The organism is Chitinivibrionia bacterium, assembly GCA_009779925.1.
Taxonomy (GTDB): Bacteria; Fibrobacterota; Chitinivibrionia; order Chitinivibrionales; family Chitinivibrionaceae; genus WRFX01.
This window is the reverse complement of sequence record WRAZ01000007.1, coordinates 1-16,888: the sequence shown is the minus strand read 5'-3', so window position 1 is coordinate 16,888 and position 16,888 is coordinate 1. Positions and strand designations below refer to the sequence as shown.

Below are 16,888 nucleotides of genomic sequence, written 5' to 3'. Positions count from 1 at the left end.
TTTTTTAATCATAAAAATAGTTTTTTTATAAGTGAGAATGCAAATTTTTTGTATATAATGCGTACAATTTATTATTTTAGTATTAAATTAAACAAGAAGGTGATATTGATGAGAATATTAAGGCAACTTATAGGTGCTATAAGAAAAATAGTTGAATTTTGGACGCCATCGGGAATAGCAGATAGAAAATATAAATGGCAAGGAGCGGGATTTGCAGGGGATGGTAGTGAAAGCGAAGGTGCAAAATCAGCCAAACGTTATTTTCTTGGCTTAAATATTGATGAGCAAGAGCCCGAATTACGAAATATAATAGAATATTTCAAAAATGATGATAATCCAATTACAATGTTTCCCGGTAATTTTACAAAAAAATATCGTATAGATTACGACAAGGCGTGTAAAATGAATTATGTATTTTATGAAAATAAAAAAATGTTTTTTCCAAAGGGATGGAGCACTGCAAGTATTCGTAGATATTATGATGAATTACGTATGGAACAGGACCAAGATTCACCACATAGATATGAACAAAGGATTTTATTGTAAAAAATGGCGATGTTATTGCCGACATTGGCGCAGCAGAAGGGATTTGGGCGCTAAAATATGTAGAAATAGCGAAAAAAATTTACCTGTTTGAGTCTAATCCCGCTTGGATAAAGGCATTGCAAAAAACATTTGAACCTTGGAAAGAAAAAGTTGTGATAGTTAATAAATACATATCGGATGTAAACGATAACACAAATATAACTCTGGATTGTTTTTTTGAAAATAAAATTATAAATTTTGTAAAGGCGGATATCGAAGGCGCAGAAGTGAAATTGGTAAACGGCGGTCAAAAAATACTCGCAAGTCAAAAAGATATAAAATTGCTTTTGGCAACATATCATCTGAAAAATGCTGCGGAAGAATTAAAAGAACGTTTGGAAAAATTAGAATTTACAACGGAATACTCCAAAGGATATATGATTGTTTGGTGGCAAAATGTAGAGAAAGAGACTGCTAATCCATATATAAGACGTGGAGTTATAAGAGCAAAAAAAGTTTAGAAAAAAGCAACAATGAAAAGTTTCATTTTCTTGTTCTTTTTCCCGACAATTCTTCATAAAAGCGCTTCCATTCTTCGCCGAAACTTACATTGTCGGGATATATTCCCAAGTCGTGAAGATGTTCAAATTCAAAGCCGTCGCTCATAATCTTCACAAGAAGTGAACCACCGGTGATGCCTCCCGTAAAGCATGCACATTTTGAAAGAATGAACATTGACGCAAGATATGAAAATGCGATTTCTTTGCGTTCTTTTGGGACAGATAAATCAGACAAAAAAGTTTGCCCTTCAATATCTTTTTGGCAAAATCTTTTTTGCGGTATAGATAAAAGAACATCCCCAAATTTCTCAAAAAACAAATCGTAAATCTCGTTATCTTCAGTTGACAAAAAAATATGACTGCAACCGTATTTCTTCATTATAATTTCCGCTTCCTCAATAATATCTTGCGCGTTTGGTTGAATTGGATGATTAGCCGGTTTCTGCTTTGAAAAATCTGTGCCTCTGCACATTATTCCCAAGACTTTTTTGTCGCCTATAATACTGTTTTGCAAATTTTGTATTTTCATTAGCGTGTTATCATTGAATTTTATGTGTTTTTTATATATGGATTGTAAATTTTTTATATATGTTTCATTTTTATAGTCCCAGTATTTGAGTTGGTATTTGTAATTTGGGAACGAGCTTTTTCTGCTTTTAATAATATTCTTACAATTTGTAATAGCCGACAGTTCGTATTCTGTCGGTTGTATAAACCAATATTCCCACAAGTTTTCCTTGTCTATATTTTCAGGAGAAATGTATTGGCTACTGAAATTTTGTAAATCGACAAGCGGAATATAATTTTTATCTTTTGCATACCTGATGTGTTCTATAACATGAATAATTATCCAAGCAATTCCGGTCCAACCTGCGTTAAATCCGATTATATAAAATTTAGAATTGGGATTTTCATTTCCGTATTTGGTTTTTATTTCTCGGTGTTTAACGGCATAAATAATATCTTCGCAGTTTCTTAAAATTGCTCTGAAAAAAATGTTCGGTTTTTTTATGTATTTTACACATTTTTGCAATATTTTAGAGATGTTTTTTTTTGTTGCCATAGTTTGATTTTCTTTATTCGGTAATTAATTTTTTTACAGCGTCAAAAGCCTGATTTTTATTTCTGTTCTTGAACACATTTTTCAATTTTGAAATATTATTTGCAAAGACTCTGTACATGTAATAAAAAGAGAGCTTTGGCACCCAACCACCCTTACATAAATGAACTGCATACGTTTCTTTTGTAGCAACGTTCGGGTCATTAGGAAAATATTTCGCAGGAAACACAACCATGTTTTTTCCGAAATACTGAACTTGCGGCGTATCATATTTGAAACCGTATTTTTGGGCGATTGAAGAACAAATGTCTGGTCCTATTCCTATTGAAAATTTGTCTCTTAATGTTCCGTCCGGAAGTTTGAAACTATGTTCTTCATACCATTTCAAACAGTCTCCGATAAATTCATTTTTTGCTTTTGCGCCCATGACTGCTATTTGAAATCCGTAAGTATTTGAACTTATTTTAGTTTCTGTTTCCTCTGATAATTCGTTGAATGTTTGGCATACGGTTTCGCTTTGTCTTCGTTTTTTTTTGTTTTCCAGCGAAGTGAAAAAATCATAGTTTAGAAACGCATCAAACCTTTTTCCCACCAAAACATCTGTATCCAAATAAATTCCTCCTTCATTATACAGAGCGTAAAGACGAATATAATCTGACGCAAAAGCATATTTTTTCGCTTCGTATGCCTCTTTTACCCAAGCAACGGAATTTACATCGAATCTATTCTTATCCCACAAGACAAATTCGTAATCCGGCATTATGTCAGTCCATGTTTGCATACACTTTTTTATGTCGTCGGGATATTCTTCACCACTTAACCAGCAGTAATGAATTTTTTTCGGTATCATTTTTCCTCCTTGCATTCTTGCCAAACAGGGCTGTTTTGGACAAATTCATACTCGTCTTTTATTACAGGTGGACGCTTAACTAATTTTCTAACCAAAGTGTTGTTCGTGATAAGTTTGCCCCAAAAAGATTTGCTGCGCCAACCTCCAACAGCACAATGAATTGCGAAAGAATTTTTTGTAAATCCCCATACATTCGATGCTAAAATTGAAGATGGGAAAATTATCATTCCGTGCGCCAAGTTCTGCTCCTCGTTTTTGTAGCGAAAACCATACTTTTGCGCAATAGTTGCACAAATATCGGGGGATATTATTTTATCGGCAAAAGAGCCGTCGGGAAGAATAAAATGTCTGTCTTTATAAAAATTCAAGCAGTCTTTCAGAAATGGGTGCCCTGCAACCGAGCCGAAAATTGCAGATTGCAACGCATACCCCGAAATTCTTTGCATTACAGTTCCGTCATCATAAAGGTCAATAAAATTTTTGTTGCCTATGTAGGGAAAGAATTCTATGGCGGAAAAAAAGTCGTGCTCAAGAAAACCGTCGAAAGATTTTTTTACAATAACATCTGTGTCCAAATAAATTCCACCTTCAGTATAAAGCGCGTGCAGGCGAATGTAATCGGAGGCAAACGCCCATTTTTTTACGTTAACCGCTTCTTTTACAAAATCAGCAGAATTTATGTCAAATCTGTCCATATCCCACAAGATAAATTCGTAATCGGGCATTATATCTTTCCACGTCTGCATACATTTTTTTACTTTGTCGGGAAATTCTTCGCCGCTTAACCAGCAGTAATGAATTTTTTTAGGTATCATTGTTAATTACCTTCCATTGAAAAAATAAGTTTTCGTAATTCAGTTTTCTACTTCTTTTTTAATTCTTTTATAGAGGTGTCGGAACAAAATTTCGTCGTACTTTCTCTTTCCTAATATATATACTAGCAATAAATTCTTGTATCTGTTTATTGTTTTTCGTCCGCCATTGCACCAAGAGCCAACCGAATGATGTATGCAATATGTATCAGAGTTAACATTTATGCGGTTTTTATATGGATCTCTTGGTGAAAAATATTGATACGGATATAAATCAAGGTCATCAAAATGTTGTATCGACGATGTATCCCTTATTTCTTGCTTATAAAGTTTTTGCAAATTTGCTTTCATCATAATAGGAACAGCCAAATTTCTTATATTTCCATTTTCATCATAAAAAGATTTACCATTGTAATATTCCAAGCATTTTTTTATCCAGTTGACGCCTGCTTCTGTGCCGATTACTGCGGCTTCCGGTGTTGAAATATACTCAAATCCCATAAAACTTTTGTTGCTTAAAAGCGGATCAAACGTTTTTAATACTTCGACATCTGTGTCCAAATATATTCCACCGTAATTGTATAAGGCATAAAATCTTATATAATCGGCAGCAAAAGCGTATTTCTTTGCATCGTACGCCTCTTTTACCCAACGAACGGAATTTACATCAAATTTACTCTTATCCCACAGTATAAATTCATAATCAGGCATTTTTTCTTTCCAAGTTGCCATACATTTTTGCAACATTTCGGGAATTTCATCGCCGCTTAACCAGCAATAGTGAATTTTCTTTGGTATCATTTCGATATTTCCTTCCTTCTGCAATGAAAATACTAAATGCCACTCGTCAAATGTGTGAATATGAAAACTATTTTTTTTTCTAAATATCGAAAATACTATATTAAGCAAATCTCTCGTAAGCAAGTATCTAAAATATGTTTTTTAGTTCACAAGCAATATACAACCTTTTTTCGTATTTCGCTTGTTTTCTTTTCAACACACCATTTCCACCCACGGCAAAACGTATTTTTACACATAATTATGAAAGGGAAGACAGTATGCGTAAATTTAATACAACAGGACTTTGCGTGCCTAATTTACATTATATGGCAGATGTCAGTGAGAAAATTGAGCAAATTTCACAATTGGTCGAAAACGGAGGATATTTTTCCATAAATCGCGGCAGACAATACGGAAAAACGACAACGCTTAGGTTGCTCGCAAAACATCTTTCTTCAAAATATACTGTAATCTCTTTAAGTTTTGAAGTTACAAGCGATATAATGTTTGAGTCGGAAACAGGTTTTTGTCAAGGATTTCTTGAAAAATGCGCATACTATTTTACTGAAAGAAAATTGCCGGGAGCAGATGACTGGAAGGATGATTCGGTTGTTACATTTAAATCTCTCGACATCTTTTTGAGTAAAGTTTGCAAAGAAAAAAACTTCGTTCTAATGATAGACGAAGTAGATAAATCGTCAAATAATCTTCTGTTTTTAAAGTTTCTCGGAGTGCTACGAGATAAACACCTTAAAAGAGCGGATAAAGTTGGTGCGACATTTCAATCTGTAATTTTGGCAGGTGTTTACGACATCAAAAACCTGAAAGTAAAGATGGTATCAGCCGGAATACACGAATTAAAAGATGGTGAAAAACGCCTAAACTCGCCTTGGAATATAGCCATAAACTTTACTGTTGATATGTCGTTGAATGTCAAAGAAATAGCGTCAATGCTTACCGAATATGAAAACGACTATAAAACAGGAATGAATATCGAAGAAATTGCACAAGAAATTCGCAAATATACAAGTGGCTATCCTTATCTTGTTTCGCGAATTTGTCAATGCTTAGAAGTAAGTAAAAGCTGGACAGTTGCAGGCGTTCAAGAAGCAGTAAAAATAATTCTTCAAGAAAAAAGCACATTAATTGACGATTTGGGTAAAAATATTGACAGCAACAAAGAACTTGCCGATTTGCTATACGACATAGCAATAAACGGGAATTCTTATGTTTACAATACTGCAGAACCAGCGATGGATTTAGGCATAACATTTGGCTTTTTGCGCAATAAAAATGGACAAGCAGTAATAGATAATTTGATTTTTGAGACTGTTATTTGTTCTTATTTTTCAATAAAAAAACAATTGAAAGGTATTAGCATAAATCGGGTGCTTCCGGAAGATATAATCGAAAACAGCAAGTTTGATATGGAGCTTTGTGTCCAAAAATTTACGGAGCATTACTACGAACTTTTCAAAGAAAGCGGCAAGAACTTCTTAGAAGACGAATGTCGAATGTTATTTTTGACATATATGAAACCCTTGATTAACGGAAAAGGGTTCTATCATATAGAAAGCGAAACTCGTAATGCTCGACGAATGGACGTTGTTGTCGATTATTTTACCGATCAATTTATTGTGGAACTCAAACTCTGGTATGGCGAAGCGGCACACGAAAAAGCATACGACCAACTTTGCGACTATTTAGAAAGCAAAAACAATAATCTGGGCTTTTTACTTACTTTCGATTTTCGCAATAATGAAAATATCGGGAAACCACAATTCAAGTGGGTAGAGTATAAAGGTAAAAAGATTTTTGATTGCATGGTTGGGTATTGAGAATGGTTATAAAAGAACAGAAAAAAGACCATTTACTATTTGGAAATTAGTATTTTACCGCGCAGAATAGCGTTGAAAAAAGGAGCAAAGTGAGCAAAAATATAATAAGAAAAATTCCCGCAATTCTGATAATGATAGTCATTTTCACTCTTTCCTCTTTGCACGGAGACAACGAGTTTTTGAATGCTTTTGAACTTAACGACAAATTAAAACACATTATTGCCTATTTCACTTTGGGAACATTTCTTTGTTTATGGATACCTCGTGAAAAATGGCTTGCAAAACCTCTTTTTTGGGGGGCGTTGGTTGTTATTACAGGTACGGTTTTCGGAATTTTAGACGAATTTCATCAATCTTTTGTTCCGGGGCGTTCGGGGAATGACATCGGGGATATAATAGCAAATTTTATCGGTAGCCTTATTTCGCCTTTTGTGTATTTTGCGGTAATTTATTATCAACGGCGGCGTCATACCGAACATCCTCCAGAACCAACCCCTTAGCAGGTGCGGTTGTTCCTGCAAATTTTCTGTTTTTTTGCGCCAATATTTCGCTCATTGTAATATTTAATTTCCCGCGTGAAATATCAACAAGCGTTCCGACAATAGAGCGTACCATATTGTAAAGAAAGCGATTTGCGGCGATTTTTATGTAGAAAGAATATTCGTCGATTTTTACAATTTCGGCTGAATTTACAGTGCAACGAAAATGGTCGAGTTGATTATTCGACGAGCAAAATGACTCAAATGAATGTGTGCCGATAATGCTTTTCAGTTCGCTTTCCATTTTTTGCAAGTCCATTTTGTAGCCGAAAAATACCGAATTATTAAATGAAAGCGGATTTTTTTTCAGCGATATGTGATAATGATAAATTCGCTCAGTTGCCGAAAATCTTGCGTGAAAATCGTCTGCAACTTTCTGCATATCAAAAACTGCGATAGTTGGCGGTAAAACACTGTTTATTTTGTATGCGAATTTGTCGAAATTTGTAATTTGTAGGGGCGGGGTTTGCCCGCCCAAATGCGTAAATGCGGCATAAATATCAGGGCGGACAGAAGGGCGGGCAGACCCCGCCCCTACGGTGTTATCGTCTATGTTAAAGTGAAAACCTTGATTTTTTGCGTGAACGCCTGCGTCTGTTCTTCCTGCGCCGACAATTTCGACTTTTTGTCCGACAATCTGCGAAATTGCTCTTTGCAATTCCTCTTGAACAGATATTGCGTGCGGCTGAATTTGCCAACCTGCAAAGTTTGTGCCGTCATATTCTGCTCGTGCGAAAATCCGCATTCTATTTTCCGGTTCTGACGATTTGGCGACACATTTCTTTTATTGTTTCTTTGTGTACGTCTGACTTTATTTCGCCGTTTTTTATTTCGCGGTCATATTGTGCGAGCATTTTTATTATTTCAAACAGGTCTTTTTTTGTGTAGAAACTTGCTTGCTCTAGCAATTTTGGCTTTATTACTTGAGGAAACACCGATTTTTGTTGTGCTTCTTTAAGTATTCCGCAGGCGACGGCAATATCGAATGCTGCTTGATTTTTTGCTTTGTAGTCGTGCATCTTAAAATAAGCATTTGCTTTTTCGCGATTTTCGTCGGCAAAGAGGCGAATTTTAAGCAAAACCCAAAATTTTCGATATAATTCCGACAGAAAAGGTATTGCAAACCCGCCGTCTTTTCCTGCTAAATCGTCGAAAGCCTCTACCGCTTCATCGTTCCATTTGCGTAAGCCTATAAATTGCGCTATTTCTTGCGTTGATACTTGTTTGTTATTACCTGTAAGTTCGTAAATATCATCTTCGGTAATTTCCTTTTTTTGGGGGAGCGTCGCGTCGAATTTGCGCAGTTCACCATCTAAAACTCCTAAGTCTGCACCGCTTAGTTTTACGAGCAATTCGGCGTTTTCTTCGCTAATGTACCTGTCGTAATATTCGCGCACTTTTCCGATTATCCATTTTGGGATTTCATAGTCTTTCATTGTCCAAAATTCTGCAAAACTGCCGCTGTGTTTTTTAGTAAGCCCTTTTAGGCTTTCCATCAATTCGCTTGACGAAAGGCAACCTTTGGGTGTTTTTTCTGCGGCTTCTACATTTAGTTCTGCAAAAACGAAGACCTCTTCTGCGCAAAGTAGCATTGTTTTTTCAAAAGTTTCGTAATGATGCTTGTTTGCGAGGACATTTTTGTTCTCGGCGTGGTTCAAAAATAAAATTTTTGTGTCGCCGAACATCGAAGGGGATGCAATTTTCTGAATAAATTCACCGAACGTTATTTCGCCCGTTCCGTCAAAATATTCGCTTGTGGAATTTGGAAACAATTTCTCGCATTTTTCGACAAACGCTCCCTTTACGTTGCGCATTTCAAACTGATTATTGCCCGCAATTACGGTTATTTTCGGAAGAGATTTACTCAAAATTTTCCCCTTAAAGTGAAAAAACGGTTAAAACGGCGTGTTTTCATAAACATATCTTATCCACTGCGAGAAAAATTCCAGATTTTGTGCGCGCCATTGATTTACGGGATTTTTTAAATCAACATTTTGCGGCGCGACAACGTCCGTTCTGCCTTTTGCAACGTCGCGTTCGTATTCTTTTACCAATCTGTTTGCGTCGTATTCAAAATGACCCAAGTGCATAATAAAGCGCTTGTCGGTCGATTCGAATATTAAATATCCCGCCTCTTTTGAGTGAGCGAGTAAGTTTACAACATTTTTGCGCGCCGCTTCTTCCAAATCTTCATCGGCAATTCCTGCGTGTCGGGAGTTGGGACACCAATAAATGTCGTCCATTTCTCCTGTTATCGGGTGTTTTGTGTCAATGTTTCGCGTTTCAAACACTCCGAAAAGTTTGCGTTCATAATTGATTTTCGGTATTCCCACGAACCCTGCAAGCGCCATTCCGCCCCAGCAAATTCCGAGGGTCGAAGCAATATCGGTGCGCGCATAATTCATAATTTGAGAGAGTTCGTTCCAATATTTTACATCCTGATAGGGGAGATGTTCGACGGGAGCGCCGCTTATTATAAGTCCGTCCAGATGTCTGTGCTTTACGGCTTCCTCAAAACTCACGTAGTGTTTTTCCAAATGCGCGTTATCGGACGACGAATAATGGTGATTGTGAAGCTTAATCCACACGGGTTCAATCTGCAAAATGCTTCTGCCGAGCGGAAACAGGAGGTTAAATTCGTAGTTTTCCGCTTCGGGCATAATGTTCAGAATGCCGATACGAAGCGGTCTTATATCCTGTTTGTGGGCGACGGCTTCAGGGACGCAAAGTATTCGCCTTTGCGCCAATGCTTCGCGCGCGTGGTAATCATTAGGTATTATTATGGTCATATTTTTTTCCTTTGTTTTTGCAGATAAAATACTATTTGCCGAACTCTTTTTCTTTACTAAATTTTCATTTTCCGTCGATTTAAATAAAAACTTGGCTTTTCATATATATAAATATAATATTTTTACCTGTAAAATTGCGAAATTTTTGAAAGGTTAAGCGTGAACATACTGATTTTCAACTGGCGCGACATAAAACACCCGCGGGCGGGTGGCGCGGAAGTTCATTTGCACGGCATTTTTGAGCCGATAGCGGCGGCGGGCAACAATGTTTTTGTTGTTTCGTCAAAATTTGACGGCGGTTTGGCGCGCGAAAACGTAAACGGTTTAGAAATTATTCGCGTAGGAACAGAGGCGACATATCCGCTTTTGGTTTGGAAAAATTTCAGAAAGTGGGAAAAAGAATTCGTCCCCGACGTTATTTACGAGGATTTCAACAAACTGCCGCTTTTTACGCCGATTTTAACAAAAAAACCGCGCTTAATTCAAATGCACCATCTTTGGCTGACTTCAATTTTCCGCGAAGCCTCTGTTCCTGCGGCAAGTATCGTGTGGCTCGGCGAACAGACGCTTCGATTTTTTTACAGAAAAGAGCAATTTGCAATCGTAAGCAATTCGGCAAAAAAAGAACTGAAATCATACGGAATAAAAGACGAACAAATCCACGTAATTCACAACGGAAGAAACGACAAATTTTACGTCCCAATTGGAGATAGGGCGAAAGATTTTTCGCCCCTAGATAAACCAGCAAAATGTAGGGGCGAAAAATCTTTCGCCCTAAATGACGCCCCATATCTACTTTATATAGGACGTCTGCAAAAATACAAAGGCGTTTTGGATATTTGCGCCGCCTTTGGAAAAATATCGGCAAAATTTCCCGACTTAACCCTGAAAATTGCAGGAAGCGGACCTTTTCGTCCGAAATTAGAAAAATGGATAAAAAAACGCAAACTCGGCGATAAAATCACCCTCTTGGGATTTATTTCACAAGAAGAAAAACTGCGCCTTTTGCAACACGCTTTTTTGCTTGTTCAGCCGAGCTACAAAGAGGGCTGGGGGCTTACCGTTATCGAAGCAAACGCCTGCGGAGTTCCCGTTGTGGCAAATAACGCACCCGGACTTTGCGACAGCGTTCAAGACGGAAAAACAGGGCTTTTATACAAATTCGGCGATGTAAACGACGCGGCGGCAAAGATAAGCGAACTCTTAGAAACTCCCGAAAAATACGCCGAAATTTCTGCGAATTGTCGAACTTGGGCTGAAAATTTCAAGTGGGAAAACACCTCTGCCGAGACCTTTGAACTCTTAAAAAAAGTGATAAAATGTCAAAGTTGATTTTGCTGAACAAGCCGTATATGGTACTTTCTAAATTCACCGATAACGAGGGGCGAAAAACGCTTGCCGATTTCGTGAAAATCCCCGATATTTATCCTTGTGGTCGGCTTGATTACGATAGCGAGGGGCTTATTTTGCTCACCGATTGCGGCAAATTGCAAAATTATATTTCCTCGCCGAAATTTAAGCAACCTAAAACGTATTGGGCGCAAGTCGAGGGCGAAATTACCGACGAAGCGATTAAAAAATTGAACAAAGGAGTGATTCTTAAAGACGGAATGACTTTGCCCGCCATTGCAAGAAAAATAGAGGAGCCGCCCAATCTTTGGGAGAGAAATCCGCCGATTCGTTTCCGCAAAAATATTCCCGACACTTGGCTTGAACTGACAATCCGCGAGGGCAGAAACCGTCAAGTTCGCCGAATGACTGCGGCGGTTGGTTTTGGGACTTTGCGGCTTATCAGAAAGTCGATTGGGGAGTGGAGTATTGACGGGCTTGGGGTTGGAGAGTGGCGGGAGGTTAAAGTTTGATTATCTCGGTTTCTCCCGCCACTATCACATTATAATAAAAACACCCGTAAAAACGGAAGTCCATTCGTTTCTATTCGCCACCTTGCCAAGAAGAACTTTGAAGCAATTCCCATCGTGCGTTATTTATAGCATAGCCCATAGATACAGTAATCGTGCGTGGAGTAGTGCTACGGTCTTGCTTAAAGTTAATTATATTCCAGCCATTTTTGAGGTTGAGTGTAAAATCTTTGGTTATTTCACTTGAAGTTGTTTTACCTGTGGCTGTTATAGAGACATTTCTGTCAACGAACATATACAGTTCAAAATGAAAATCAATTCCTCTGAAAAATTCCATAGCGCCTTCCGCGTCAGGATACAGCATAGCCGCTCTTGTTTCCTGATTACTGACGACAATATTCTCATAATCGCTTTCAAAGAAAATGAAACCATGATCTTCCTCATAGAAGAAATCTAAAATGTTCCTTAACCTCGAAATGTTAGGGGTGCCGATACTAAAATTCAATTGTCCGTTCTCAATAGCTCCGCTACCGCCGATGTCATCAAAATAATAAAGACACACGCCATTAACAGCGCGGTTCCCAGCAAATTCAGTCCACACACTATTGTCCATAAACTCTCTTATCCATACCTGTCCACTTAGATTTAATGTTTGTATTCCTGAAAATACACCATCGCCCCCGCCGCCATTGTCGTTGCCACTGTTTCCATTACCGCTATCCGAACATCCCGCCCAGAACACCATACCAACCACTACCGCCAAAATCCCAAATAACCGTTTTGTTTGCATTCCCATAATGCAACCCTCCTAATAAAAATTGTTAAAAAATTAAACAGAAACAGCAAGGGCTGTCCTGCCACAATCATAGATTGTTTGCGATAACATATGAATTCACTTGTATCTTAATAAAAAAAGAGGCAAGATAGGCAGAACAACCCATAAGGGAGTTCTAACTCTTTTTTTACTAAGAAAAAACAAAGAACACAAATGAAAAGTCGGGTATTATTCCGACAAATCATATGTTATCGCAAGTGAAAAATAGTATTTGCCTATGGTGAAGTTGGGAAGTTTTTGTTTTTTGGGGAAGATTTTTTTTGTTTTTTAGAATTATTTCTTTTGGCAAAACGTATTTTTCTCCTTAAAAAACAGGGAGAACAACCGTGGAAAATAAAGAATTATCTGTAAATAACTCGCAATTTATTATATACGAAAACGACGGCGCGGCAAAATTAGACGTCCGTTTTTGTAAAGACGATGTTTGGCTTACTCAGCAGCAAATAGCGGAATTATTTGACTGTTCAAGAACGAATATTGTTGAGCATATAGGTAATATTTACAAAGAAGAAGAATTATCGGATATGGCAACCTGTCGGAATTTCCGACAAGTTCAAATTGAAGGCAGAAGAGAAGTTGCAAGAGAATTGCCGCACTATAATCTCGATATGATAATCTCTTTGGGCTACCGAATAAACTCGAAAATCGCCACTCAATTCAGAATTTGGGCGACAAAACGGCTTCACGAATATATACAGAAAGGGTTTGTTGTCGATAAAGAACGATTGAAAAATCCTGATACGCCGTTTGATTATTTCGAAGAATTAGAACAAATTATTCAGGATATTCGCACTTCGGAACGCCGATTTTACCTCAAAATTACGGATATTTATGCGACCTCTGTCGATTATGATAAAAATGCAAATATTACCAAGAATTTCTTTGCTACTGTGCAAAATAAACTTCATTGGGCTACATCGGGGCAAACCGCGGCAGAAATAATTTACGGGCGGGCGGACAGCGACAAAGACAATATGGGACTTACATCGTGGCGTGGACAGAGAATACGAAAATCAGATGTTGCGGTTGCTAAAAATTATCTTGAAAAACAGGAATTGCAAGCATTAAACGACTTGGTTGAACAATATTTGGTTTTTGCTCAAACGCAGGCAAGGGCAAGAATTCCGATGACTATGCAAAAATGGATTGAAAAACTAAACGGTTTTTTAACATTAAACGACAGAGAAATTTTAGAACACGCGGGAAACATTTCTGCTAAACTTGCCAAAGAACACGCCGAGGCGGAATACGAAATTTTCAGAATTAAACAAGCGCAAATCCCATATAATACAGATTTTGAAGAATTTGCAGGGTTATTGGAAGCGGCAAAACGTATTTTATAACAGTATTATTATATACCATAATCAAAAAAGGAGAAAAAAATGAAACTTTTTACATTATTGATACTTGCATTGACGGCAACTTCGGTTTTTGCGGGGGATATTCAGCTTCCGCAGCCTAATCGCGCGGGTGGAATGCCGCTTATGGAGGCGCTTAACAATCGCAGGAGCGCTCGCGAATTCTCGCCTGAGAATATTTCGCAGCAAAAACTCAGCGATTTGCTTTGGGCTATGTGGGGAATAAGCCGCGAAGACGGCAGAAGAACTGCGCCGACAGCCCGAAACGATATGGCTATCGAGCTCTATGTTATGAAAAACACGGGGATTTTCAGATACAACGCTCAAGAAAATATCTTGACCCTTGTATTGGAAGGAGACCACCGAGACAACGCAGGAACTCACGGCTGGGTCAGAGGCGCGCCGCTCAATATTTTTATCGTGCATAATTTGAACAAAATGAGAGTAGCGGAAGAAATCAGAGTCGGCGTTGCAAATATGGACGCGGGCTTTGTGGCTCAAAACGCATACCTTTTTTGCGCTTCCGCAGGCTTAAACACAGTTGTAAGAATGATGATTCCGAGAGACGAAATAAGAGCGCTTATGGGCTGGGACGAAAATATGTACCCGTCATTGGCGATGACCGTCGGATACCCTGTCGGCGGACCGCAGGTAGCAGCGCCAATAGTCGAAAAAGCCGCTCCGACAGTCGAAGAAACGCCGCCCGCTGAGCCGTCCCGTCGTCGCGGCAGATAAAGATAATATGAAATACGACATAATCTACGCCACTTTCGGCGAGGTTTTTCTTAAAGGGAAAAACAAAATGGCGTTTGTAAAGCAGATTGTTAAGACATTTGCCGTGAAAACTGCCGATTTTCCGACGATTACTTACAGTTATACGGACGACCATTTGCTTATTGAACTCAACGGTGCTGATTGGCAAATGGTCGCTCAAAAACTAGATAAAATCGTCGGGATACATTCTTATTCTTTGGGAAAAAACTGCAAAAGCGAAATCGAAGATATTTGCAAAACCGCGTTGGAACTTGTAAAAGCAGACGTGAGCCCTAACGAAAAAATTAAATTTGAAACCAAGCGAAGCGATAAGACCTTTGCTATGAAAAGCCCTGACGTGTCTAAGTTTGTCGCGGATTTCGTCGGCAAAAACAGCGAGGTTTTGTTTAATATTCCAAATCCCGACAAAACTGTTCTGATAACAATAAGACCGCGTTATACTATAATTTCGGCGAAAAAAATTATGGGACTCGGCGGACTTCCCGCAGGAATTAACGGACGGGCGTTATGCTTGCTTTCGGGCGGAATTGACTCTCCCGTCGCGGCATTTTTGCTTATGAAACGCGGTCTGATTGTCGATTGCCTGCATTTTGAGTCGCCGCCGCATACGTCTGTTAGGGCAAAGCAAAAGGTTTTGGATATTGTCGAGAAATTGGCGCATTTTATGCCGAACGGGCGCGTAAATTTGTATTTTGTGCCGTTTACCAAGCTTCAAAAAGAGATTTTTGCAAACGTTCCGCAAAACTACGGAATGACGGTTATGCGCAGAATGATGCTCAGGATTGCCGACAAACTTGCGCGCCTCCACAAGGTTGCACTGATTGCCACGGGCGAGAGTATCGGACAGGTCGCAAGCCAAACTCCGCACAGCATAAACACCATAAACGCCGTTACCAATATGCCTGTTTTGCGCCCGCTTGCTTGTATGGATAAGCAGGAAATCACCGAAATCGCGCAAAAAATCAAGACATTCGATATTTCGATACGTCCTTACGAAGACTGTTGCACGCTTTTCGTGCCGCCCAACCCCGCAACCGCGCCGAATGTAGAGAAAGCCGAAAGATTTGAAAACCCCGAAGAGCCGAGCCGCGCGTGGAATTGGCAGGAATTAGTTAACGAATGCGTGGAAAAAACGGAGAAAATCAGAGTTTTGGCGGGAAATCCCGTTGTTTTGGATAAAGAGACTAATGATGAAATTTGTAAATTATTCGACTGAATTATGAAATAGAAGATAAAAAATTGCAACATTTGATACGGGTTTGCAAAAATTGGTTGCTAAAATAATCTGAATTTCCCACAAAAAACCACCAAACCACCACAGTGCTTCAAAACAAATAGTATTTTATCGTAAAAAAGGAGCGAATTATGGAAAAAAACATTGTTCGGGAGCGAAAAAACTTGCAAAACAAACCGTATTTATCCAATACGCTTATTGGAATGGTACCGAAAACCACAAACGAAAAACGTTTGAAAGCGTCTTTGCGGTCAGACGAATTCGGTAATTTACTTATTCCGAAAAACATTTGGACAAGCATAATCAAAAATAACGGCAAATCCGTGGAGATATTCGCCGACAATGTTTTTATATCCATAAAAAGAGAAGTAAACGTTAATCCGTTGGAAAGAAAGAAAAAACTCAAAGGTGAAAAATACCTTGAAGATTTTTACAAAAAAAACATATCCGAAATATGGAACGATTTTGAAAACGGCAAGATAAGATTGAACTCGGAAGAAGTCGATTGGGGAAAACCCGTCGGAAACGAAGTATGGTAATAAATCAGGGCGATATCATCATATTGAATTTTGACCCGCAAAGCGGGCACGAGCAGAGCGGCGTTCGTCCTGCGCTTGTTGTAAGCAATAAAATATTAAGTAAATCAAACGGTATGGCGATGGTTTGTCCGATAACAAATACGGATAGAATTTCGCCTTTTCGTATTCCGTTGGATTGGCGAACAAAAACAAAAGGTTTTATTCAATGCGACCAAGCGCGAATTCTTGATGTGTTTTCGCGAAATCCCAAGTTTGTGGAAAAATCACCCAAAGATATTATAAATAAATCTATTGATATTATTTCAATGTTTATCGAGAAAGAGTAAATTTTCTACATATTTCCACCAAAACCACACAAAAGCCCCCACCTCGTCGCCACCCAAATAGTATTTTTCTCTCTGTTCTTTGATACAAAAAAATGAATTTTTCATTTTCTCAACCTCGAATATAGCCAATATTCAATCTACGAGAAAATGAGAGAGAGCGTGTCTTTGTTGGCACACTCTTTTCTCGTGGTTTTCGGTAGATAGGGTTTT

The 16,888-nt window shown here is 38.4% G+C and carries 19 protein-coding genes; 11 read left to right on the top strand and 8 right to left on the bottom strand.

Annotated elements, in window-relative coordinates:
- Nucleotides 1-108: 108 nt before the first annotated feature.
- Together FWE23_03800 and FWE23_03795 are read left to right on the top strand one after the other, a co-directional pair.
- Nucleotides 109-546, top strand: a complete 438-nt coding sequence (locus FWE23_03800) for a hypothetical protein (GenBank protein MCL2844562.1) — start codon at nucleotides 109-111, stop codon at nucleotides 544-546.
- Between the two features lie 152 nt (nucleotides 547-698).
- Nucleotides 699-1,046, top strand: coding sequence for an FkbM family methyltransferase (locus tag FWE23_03795; GenBank protein MCL2844561.1), 348 nt, complete (start codon nucleotides 699-701; stop codon nucleotides 1,044-1,046).
- Nucleotides 1,047-1,068: 22 nt separating this feature from the next.
- Here FWE23_03795 and FWE23_03790 read toward each other — a convergent pair whose 3' ends face one another.
- The 4 genes from FWE23_03790 to FWE23_03775 are packed head-to-tail and all read right to left on the bottom strand — an operon-like array spanning nucleotide 1,069 to nucleotide 4,608.
- A complete protein-coding gene (locus FWE23_03790; GenBank protein ID MCL2844560.1) occupies nucleotides 1,069-2,148 on the bottom strand; it encodes a hypothetical protein in 1,080 nt (359 codons plus the stop codon).
- A 13-nt stretch (nucleotides 2,149-2,161) separates the two neighbouring features.
- Nucleotides 2,162-2,995: a polysaccharide biosynthesis protein gene (locus FWE23_03785; protein MCL2844559.1), complete on the bottom strand. Its 834-nt coding sequence runs from the start codon at nucleotides 2,993-2,995 to the stop codon at nucleotides 2,162-2,164.
- Entirely contained in the window at nucleotides 2,992-3,810 is an 819-nt protein-coding gene (locus FWE23_03780) for a polysaccharide biosynthesis protein (protein MCL2844558.1), read from the bottom strand. Before FWE23_03780 ends, FWE23_03785 begins: the two co-directional genes overlap by 4 nt.
- A 39-nt stretch (nucleotides 3,811-3,849) precedes the next feature.
- On the bottom strand, nucleotides 3,850-4,608 hold the full coding sequence (locus tag FWE23_03775; protein ID MCL2844557.1) for a glycosyl transferase: 759 nt from the start codon (nucleotides 4,606-4,608) through the stop codon (nucleotides 3,850-3,852).
- A 257-nt stretch (nucleotides 4,609-4,865) separates the two neighbouring features.
- Here FWE23_03775 and FWE23_03770 point away from each other — a divergent pair, with 257 nt between their 5' ends.
- Both FWE23_03770 and FWE23_03765 read left to right on the top strand, forming a co-directional pair.
- Entirely contained in the window at nucleotides 4,866-6,425 is a 1,560-nt protein-coding gene (locus FWE23_03770) for an AAA-like domain-containing protein (GenBank protein MCL2844556.1), read from the top strand.
- A gap of 89 nt (nucleotides 6,426-6,514) precedes the next feature.
- Entirely contained in the window at nucleotides 6,515-6,925 is a 411-nt protein-coding gene (locus tag FWE23_03765) for a VanZ family protein (GenBank protein MCL2844555.1), read from the top strand.
- Here the strand turns inward: FWE23_03765 and truA are convergent.
- The 3 genes from truA to FWE23_03750 are packed head-to-tail and all read right to left on the bottom strand — an operon-like array spanning nucleotide 6,843 to nucleotide 9,753.
- Nucleotides 6,843-7,709, bottom strand: coding sequence for a tRNA pseudouridine(38-40) synthase TruA (truA, locus tag FWE23_03760; GenBank protein ID MCL2844554.1), 867 nt, complete (start codon nucleotides 7,707-7,709; stop codon nucleotides 6,843-6,845). The two genes, FWE23_03765 and truA, sit on opposite strands and share 83 nt — an antisense overlap.
- Nucleotide 7,710: 1 nt before the next feature.
- On the bottom strand, nucleotides 7,711-8,832 hold the full coding sequence (locus tag FWE23_03755; protein ID MCL2844553.1) for a hypothetical protein: 1,122 nt from the start codon (nucleotides 8,830-8,832) through the stop codon (nucleotides 7,711-7,713).
- Nucleotides 8,833-8,859: 27 nt separating this feature from the next.
- A complete protein-coding gene (locus tag FWE23_03750; GenBank protein MCL2844552.1) occupies nucleotides 8,860-9,753 on the bottom strand; it encodes a homoserine O-succinyltransferase in 894 nt (297 codons plus the stop codon).
- 159 nt (nucleotides 9,754-9,912) lie between these two features.
- Here FWE23_03750 and FWE23_03745 point away from each other — a divergent pair, with 159 nt between their 5' ends.
- Together FWE23_03745 and FWE23_03740 are read left to right on the top strand one after the other, a co-directional pair.
- Nucleotides 9,913-11,085 carry a glycosyltransferase family 4 protein gene (locus FWE23_03745; protein ID MCL2844551.1) on the top strand — a complete coding sequence of 391 codons (1,173 nt, stop codon included), beginning with the start codon at nucleotides 9,913-9,915 and terminating at the stop codon, nucleotides 11,083-11,085.
- Nucleotides 11,073-11,615 (top strand): pseudouridine synthase, encoded by a 543-nt coding sequence (locus FWE23_03740; protein ID MCL2844550.1) that lies wholly within the window; start codon nucleotides 11,073-11,075, stop codon nucleotides 11,613-11,615. Before FWE23_03745 ends, FWE23_03740 begins: the two co-directional genes overlap by 13 nt.
- 70 nt (nucleotides 11,616-11,685) lie before the next feature.
- Here FWE23_03740 and FWE23_03735 read toward each other — a convergent pair whose 3' ends face one another.
- The gene (locus FWE23_03735) at nucleotides 11,686-12,408 is read right to left on the bottom strand and encodes a hypothetical protein (GenBank protein ID MCL2844549.1); all 723 of its coding nucleotides are present in this window, start codon (nucleotides 12,406-12,408) and stop codon (nucleotides 11,686-11,688) included.
- 365 nt (nucleotides 12,409-12,773) lie between these two features.
- On the opposite strand from FWE23_03735, the gene FWE23_03730 reads away from it, so the two are divergent.
- The 5 genes from FWE23_03730 (at nucleotide 12,774) to FWE23_03710 (ending at nucleotide 16,678) form a co-directional block, all read left to right on the top strand.
- On the top strand, nucleotides 12,774-13,790 hold the full coding sequence (locus FWE23_03730) for a virulence RhuM family protein (protein MCL2844548.1): 1,017 nt from the start codon (nucleotides 12,774-12,776) through the stop codon (nucleotides 13,788-13,790).
- Between the two features lie 39 nt (nucleotides 13,791-13,829).
- Nucleotides 13,830-14,540, top strand: coding sequence for a SagB/ThcOx family dehydrogenase (locus FWE23_03725; protein ID MCL2844547.1), 711 nt, complete (start codon nucleotides 13,830-13,832; stop codon nucleotides 14,538-14,540).
- A gap of 7 nt (nucleotides 14,541-14,547) precedes the next feature.
- On the top strand, nucleotides 14,548-15,795 hold the full coding sequence (thiI, locus tag FWE23_03720; protein MCL2844546.1) for a tRNA 4-thiouridine(8) synthase ThiI: 1,248 nt from the start codon (nucleotides 14,548-14,550) through the stop codon (nucleotides 15,793-15,795).
- 149 nt (nucleotides 15,796-15,944) lie between these two features.
- On the top strand, nucleotides 15,945-16,352 hold the full coding sequence (locus FWE23_03715) for a hypothetical protein (GenBank protein ID MCL2844545.1): 408 nt from the start codon (nucleotides 15,945-15,947) through the stop codon (nucleotides 16,350-16,352).
- On the top strand, nucleotides 16,346-16,678 hold the full coding sequence (locus FWE23_03710) for a type II toxin-antitoxin system PemK/MazF family toxin (protein ID MCL2844544.1): 333 nt from the start codon (nucleotides 16,346-16,348) through the stop codon (nucleotides 16,676-16,678). The genes FWE23_03715 and FWE23_03710 overlap by 7 nt, the downstream gene beginning before the upstream one ends.
- Nucleotides 16,679-16,888: the final 210 nt, after the last annotated feature.

What these genes read in the sequence shown, in the direction of transcription:
- FWE23_03800 (MCL2844562.1), top strand. Translation starts at nt 109, where the DNA reads ATGAGAATATTAAGGCAACTTATAGGTGCTATAAGAAAAATAGTTGAA.
- FWE23_03780 (MCL2844558.1), bottom strand. Translation starts at nt 3,810, where the DNA reads ATGATACCTAAAAAAATTCATTACTGCTGGTTAAGCGGCGAAGAATTT.
- thiI (MCL2844546.1), top strand. Translation starts at nt 14,548, where the DNA reads ATGAAATACGACATAATCTACGCCACTTTCGGCGAGGTTTTTCTTAAA.
- FWE23_03710 (MCL2844544.1), top strand. Translation starts at nt 16,346, where the DNA reads ATGGTAATAAATCAGGGCGATATCATCATATTGAATTTTGACCCGCAA.
- FWE23_03775 (MCL2844557.1), bottom strand. Translation starts at nt 4,608, where the DNA reads ATGATACCAAAGAAAATTCACTATTGCTGGTTAAGCGGCGATGAAATT.
- FWE23_03785 (MCL2844559.1), bottom strand. Translation starts at nt 2,995, where the DNA reads ATGATACCGAAAAAAATTCATTACTGCTGGTTAAGTGGTGAAGAATAT.
- FWE23_03735 (MCL2844549.1), bottom strand. Translation starts at nt 12,408, where the DNA reads ATGGGAATGCAAACAAAACGGTTATTTGGGATTTTGGCGGTAGTGGTT.
- FWE23_03725 (MCL2844547.1), top strand. Translation starts at nt 13,830, where the DNA reads ATGAAACTTTTTACATTATTGATACTTGCATTGACGGCAACTTCGGTT.
- FWE23_03750 (MCL2844552.1), bottom strand. Translation starts at nt 9,753, where the DNA reads ATGACCATAATAATACCTAATGATTACCACGCGCGCGAAGCATTGGCG.
- FWE23_03790 (MCL2844560.1), bottom strand. Translation starts at nt 2,148, where the DNA reads ATGGCAACAAAAAAAAACATCTCTAAAATATTGCAAAAATGTGTAAAA.
- FWE23_03770 (MCL2844556.1), top strand. Translation starts at nt 4,866, where the DNA reads ATGCGTAAATTTAATACAACAGGACTTTGCGTGCCTAATTTACATTAT.
- FWE23_03715 (MCL2844545.1), top strand. Translation starts at nt 15,945, where the DNA reads ATGGAAAAAAACATTGTTCGGGAGCGAAAAAACTTGCAAAACAAACCG.
- truA (MCL2844554.1), bottom strand. Translation starts at nt 7,709, where the DNA reads ATGCGGATTTTCGCACGAGCAGAATATGACGGCACAAACTTTGCAGGT.
- FWE23_03740 (MCL2844550.1), top strand. Translation starts at nt 11,073, where the DNA reads ATGTCAAAGTTGATTTTGCTGAACAAGCCGTATATGGTACTTTCTAAA.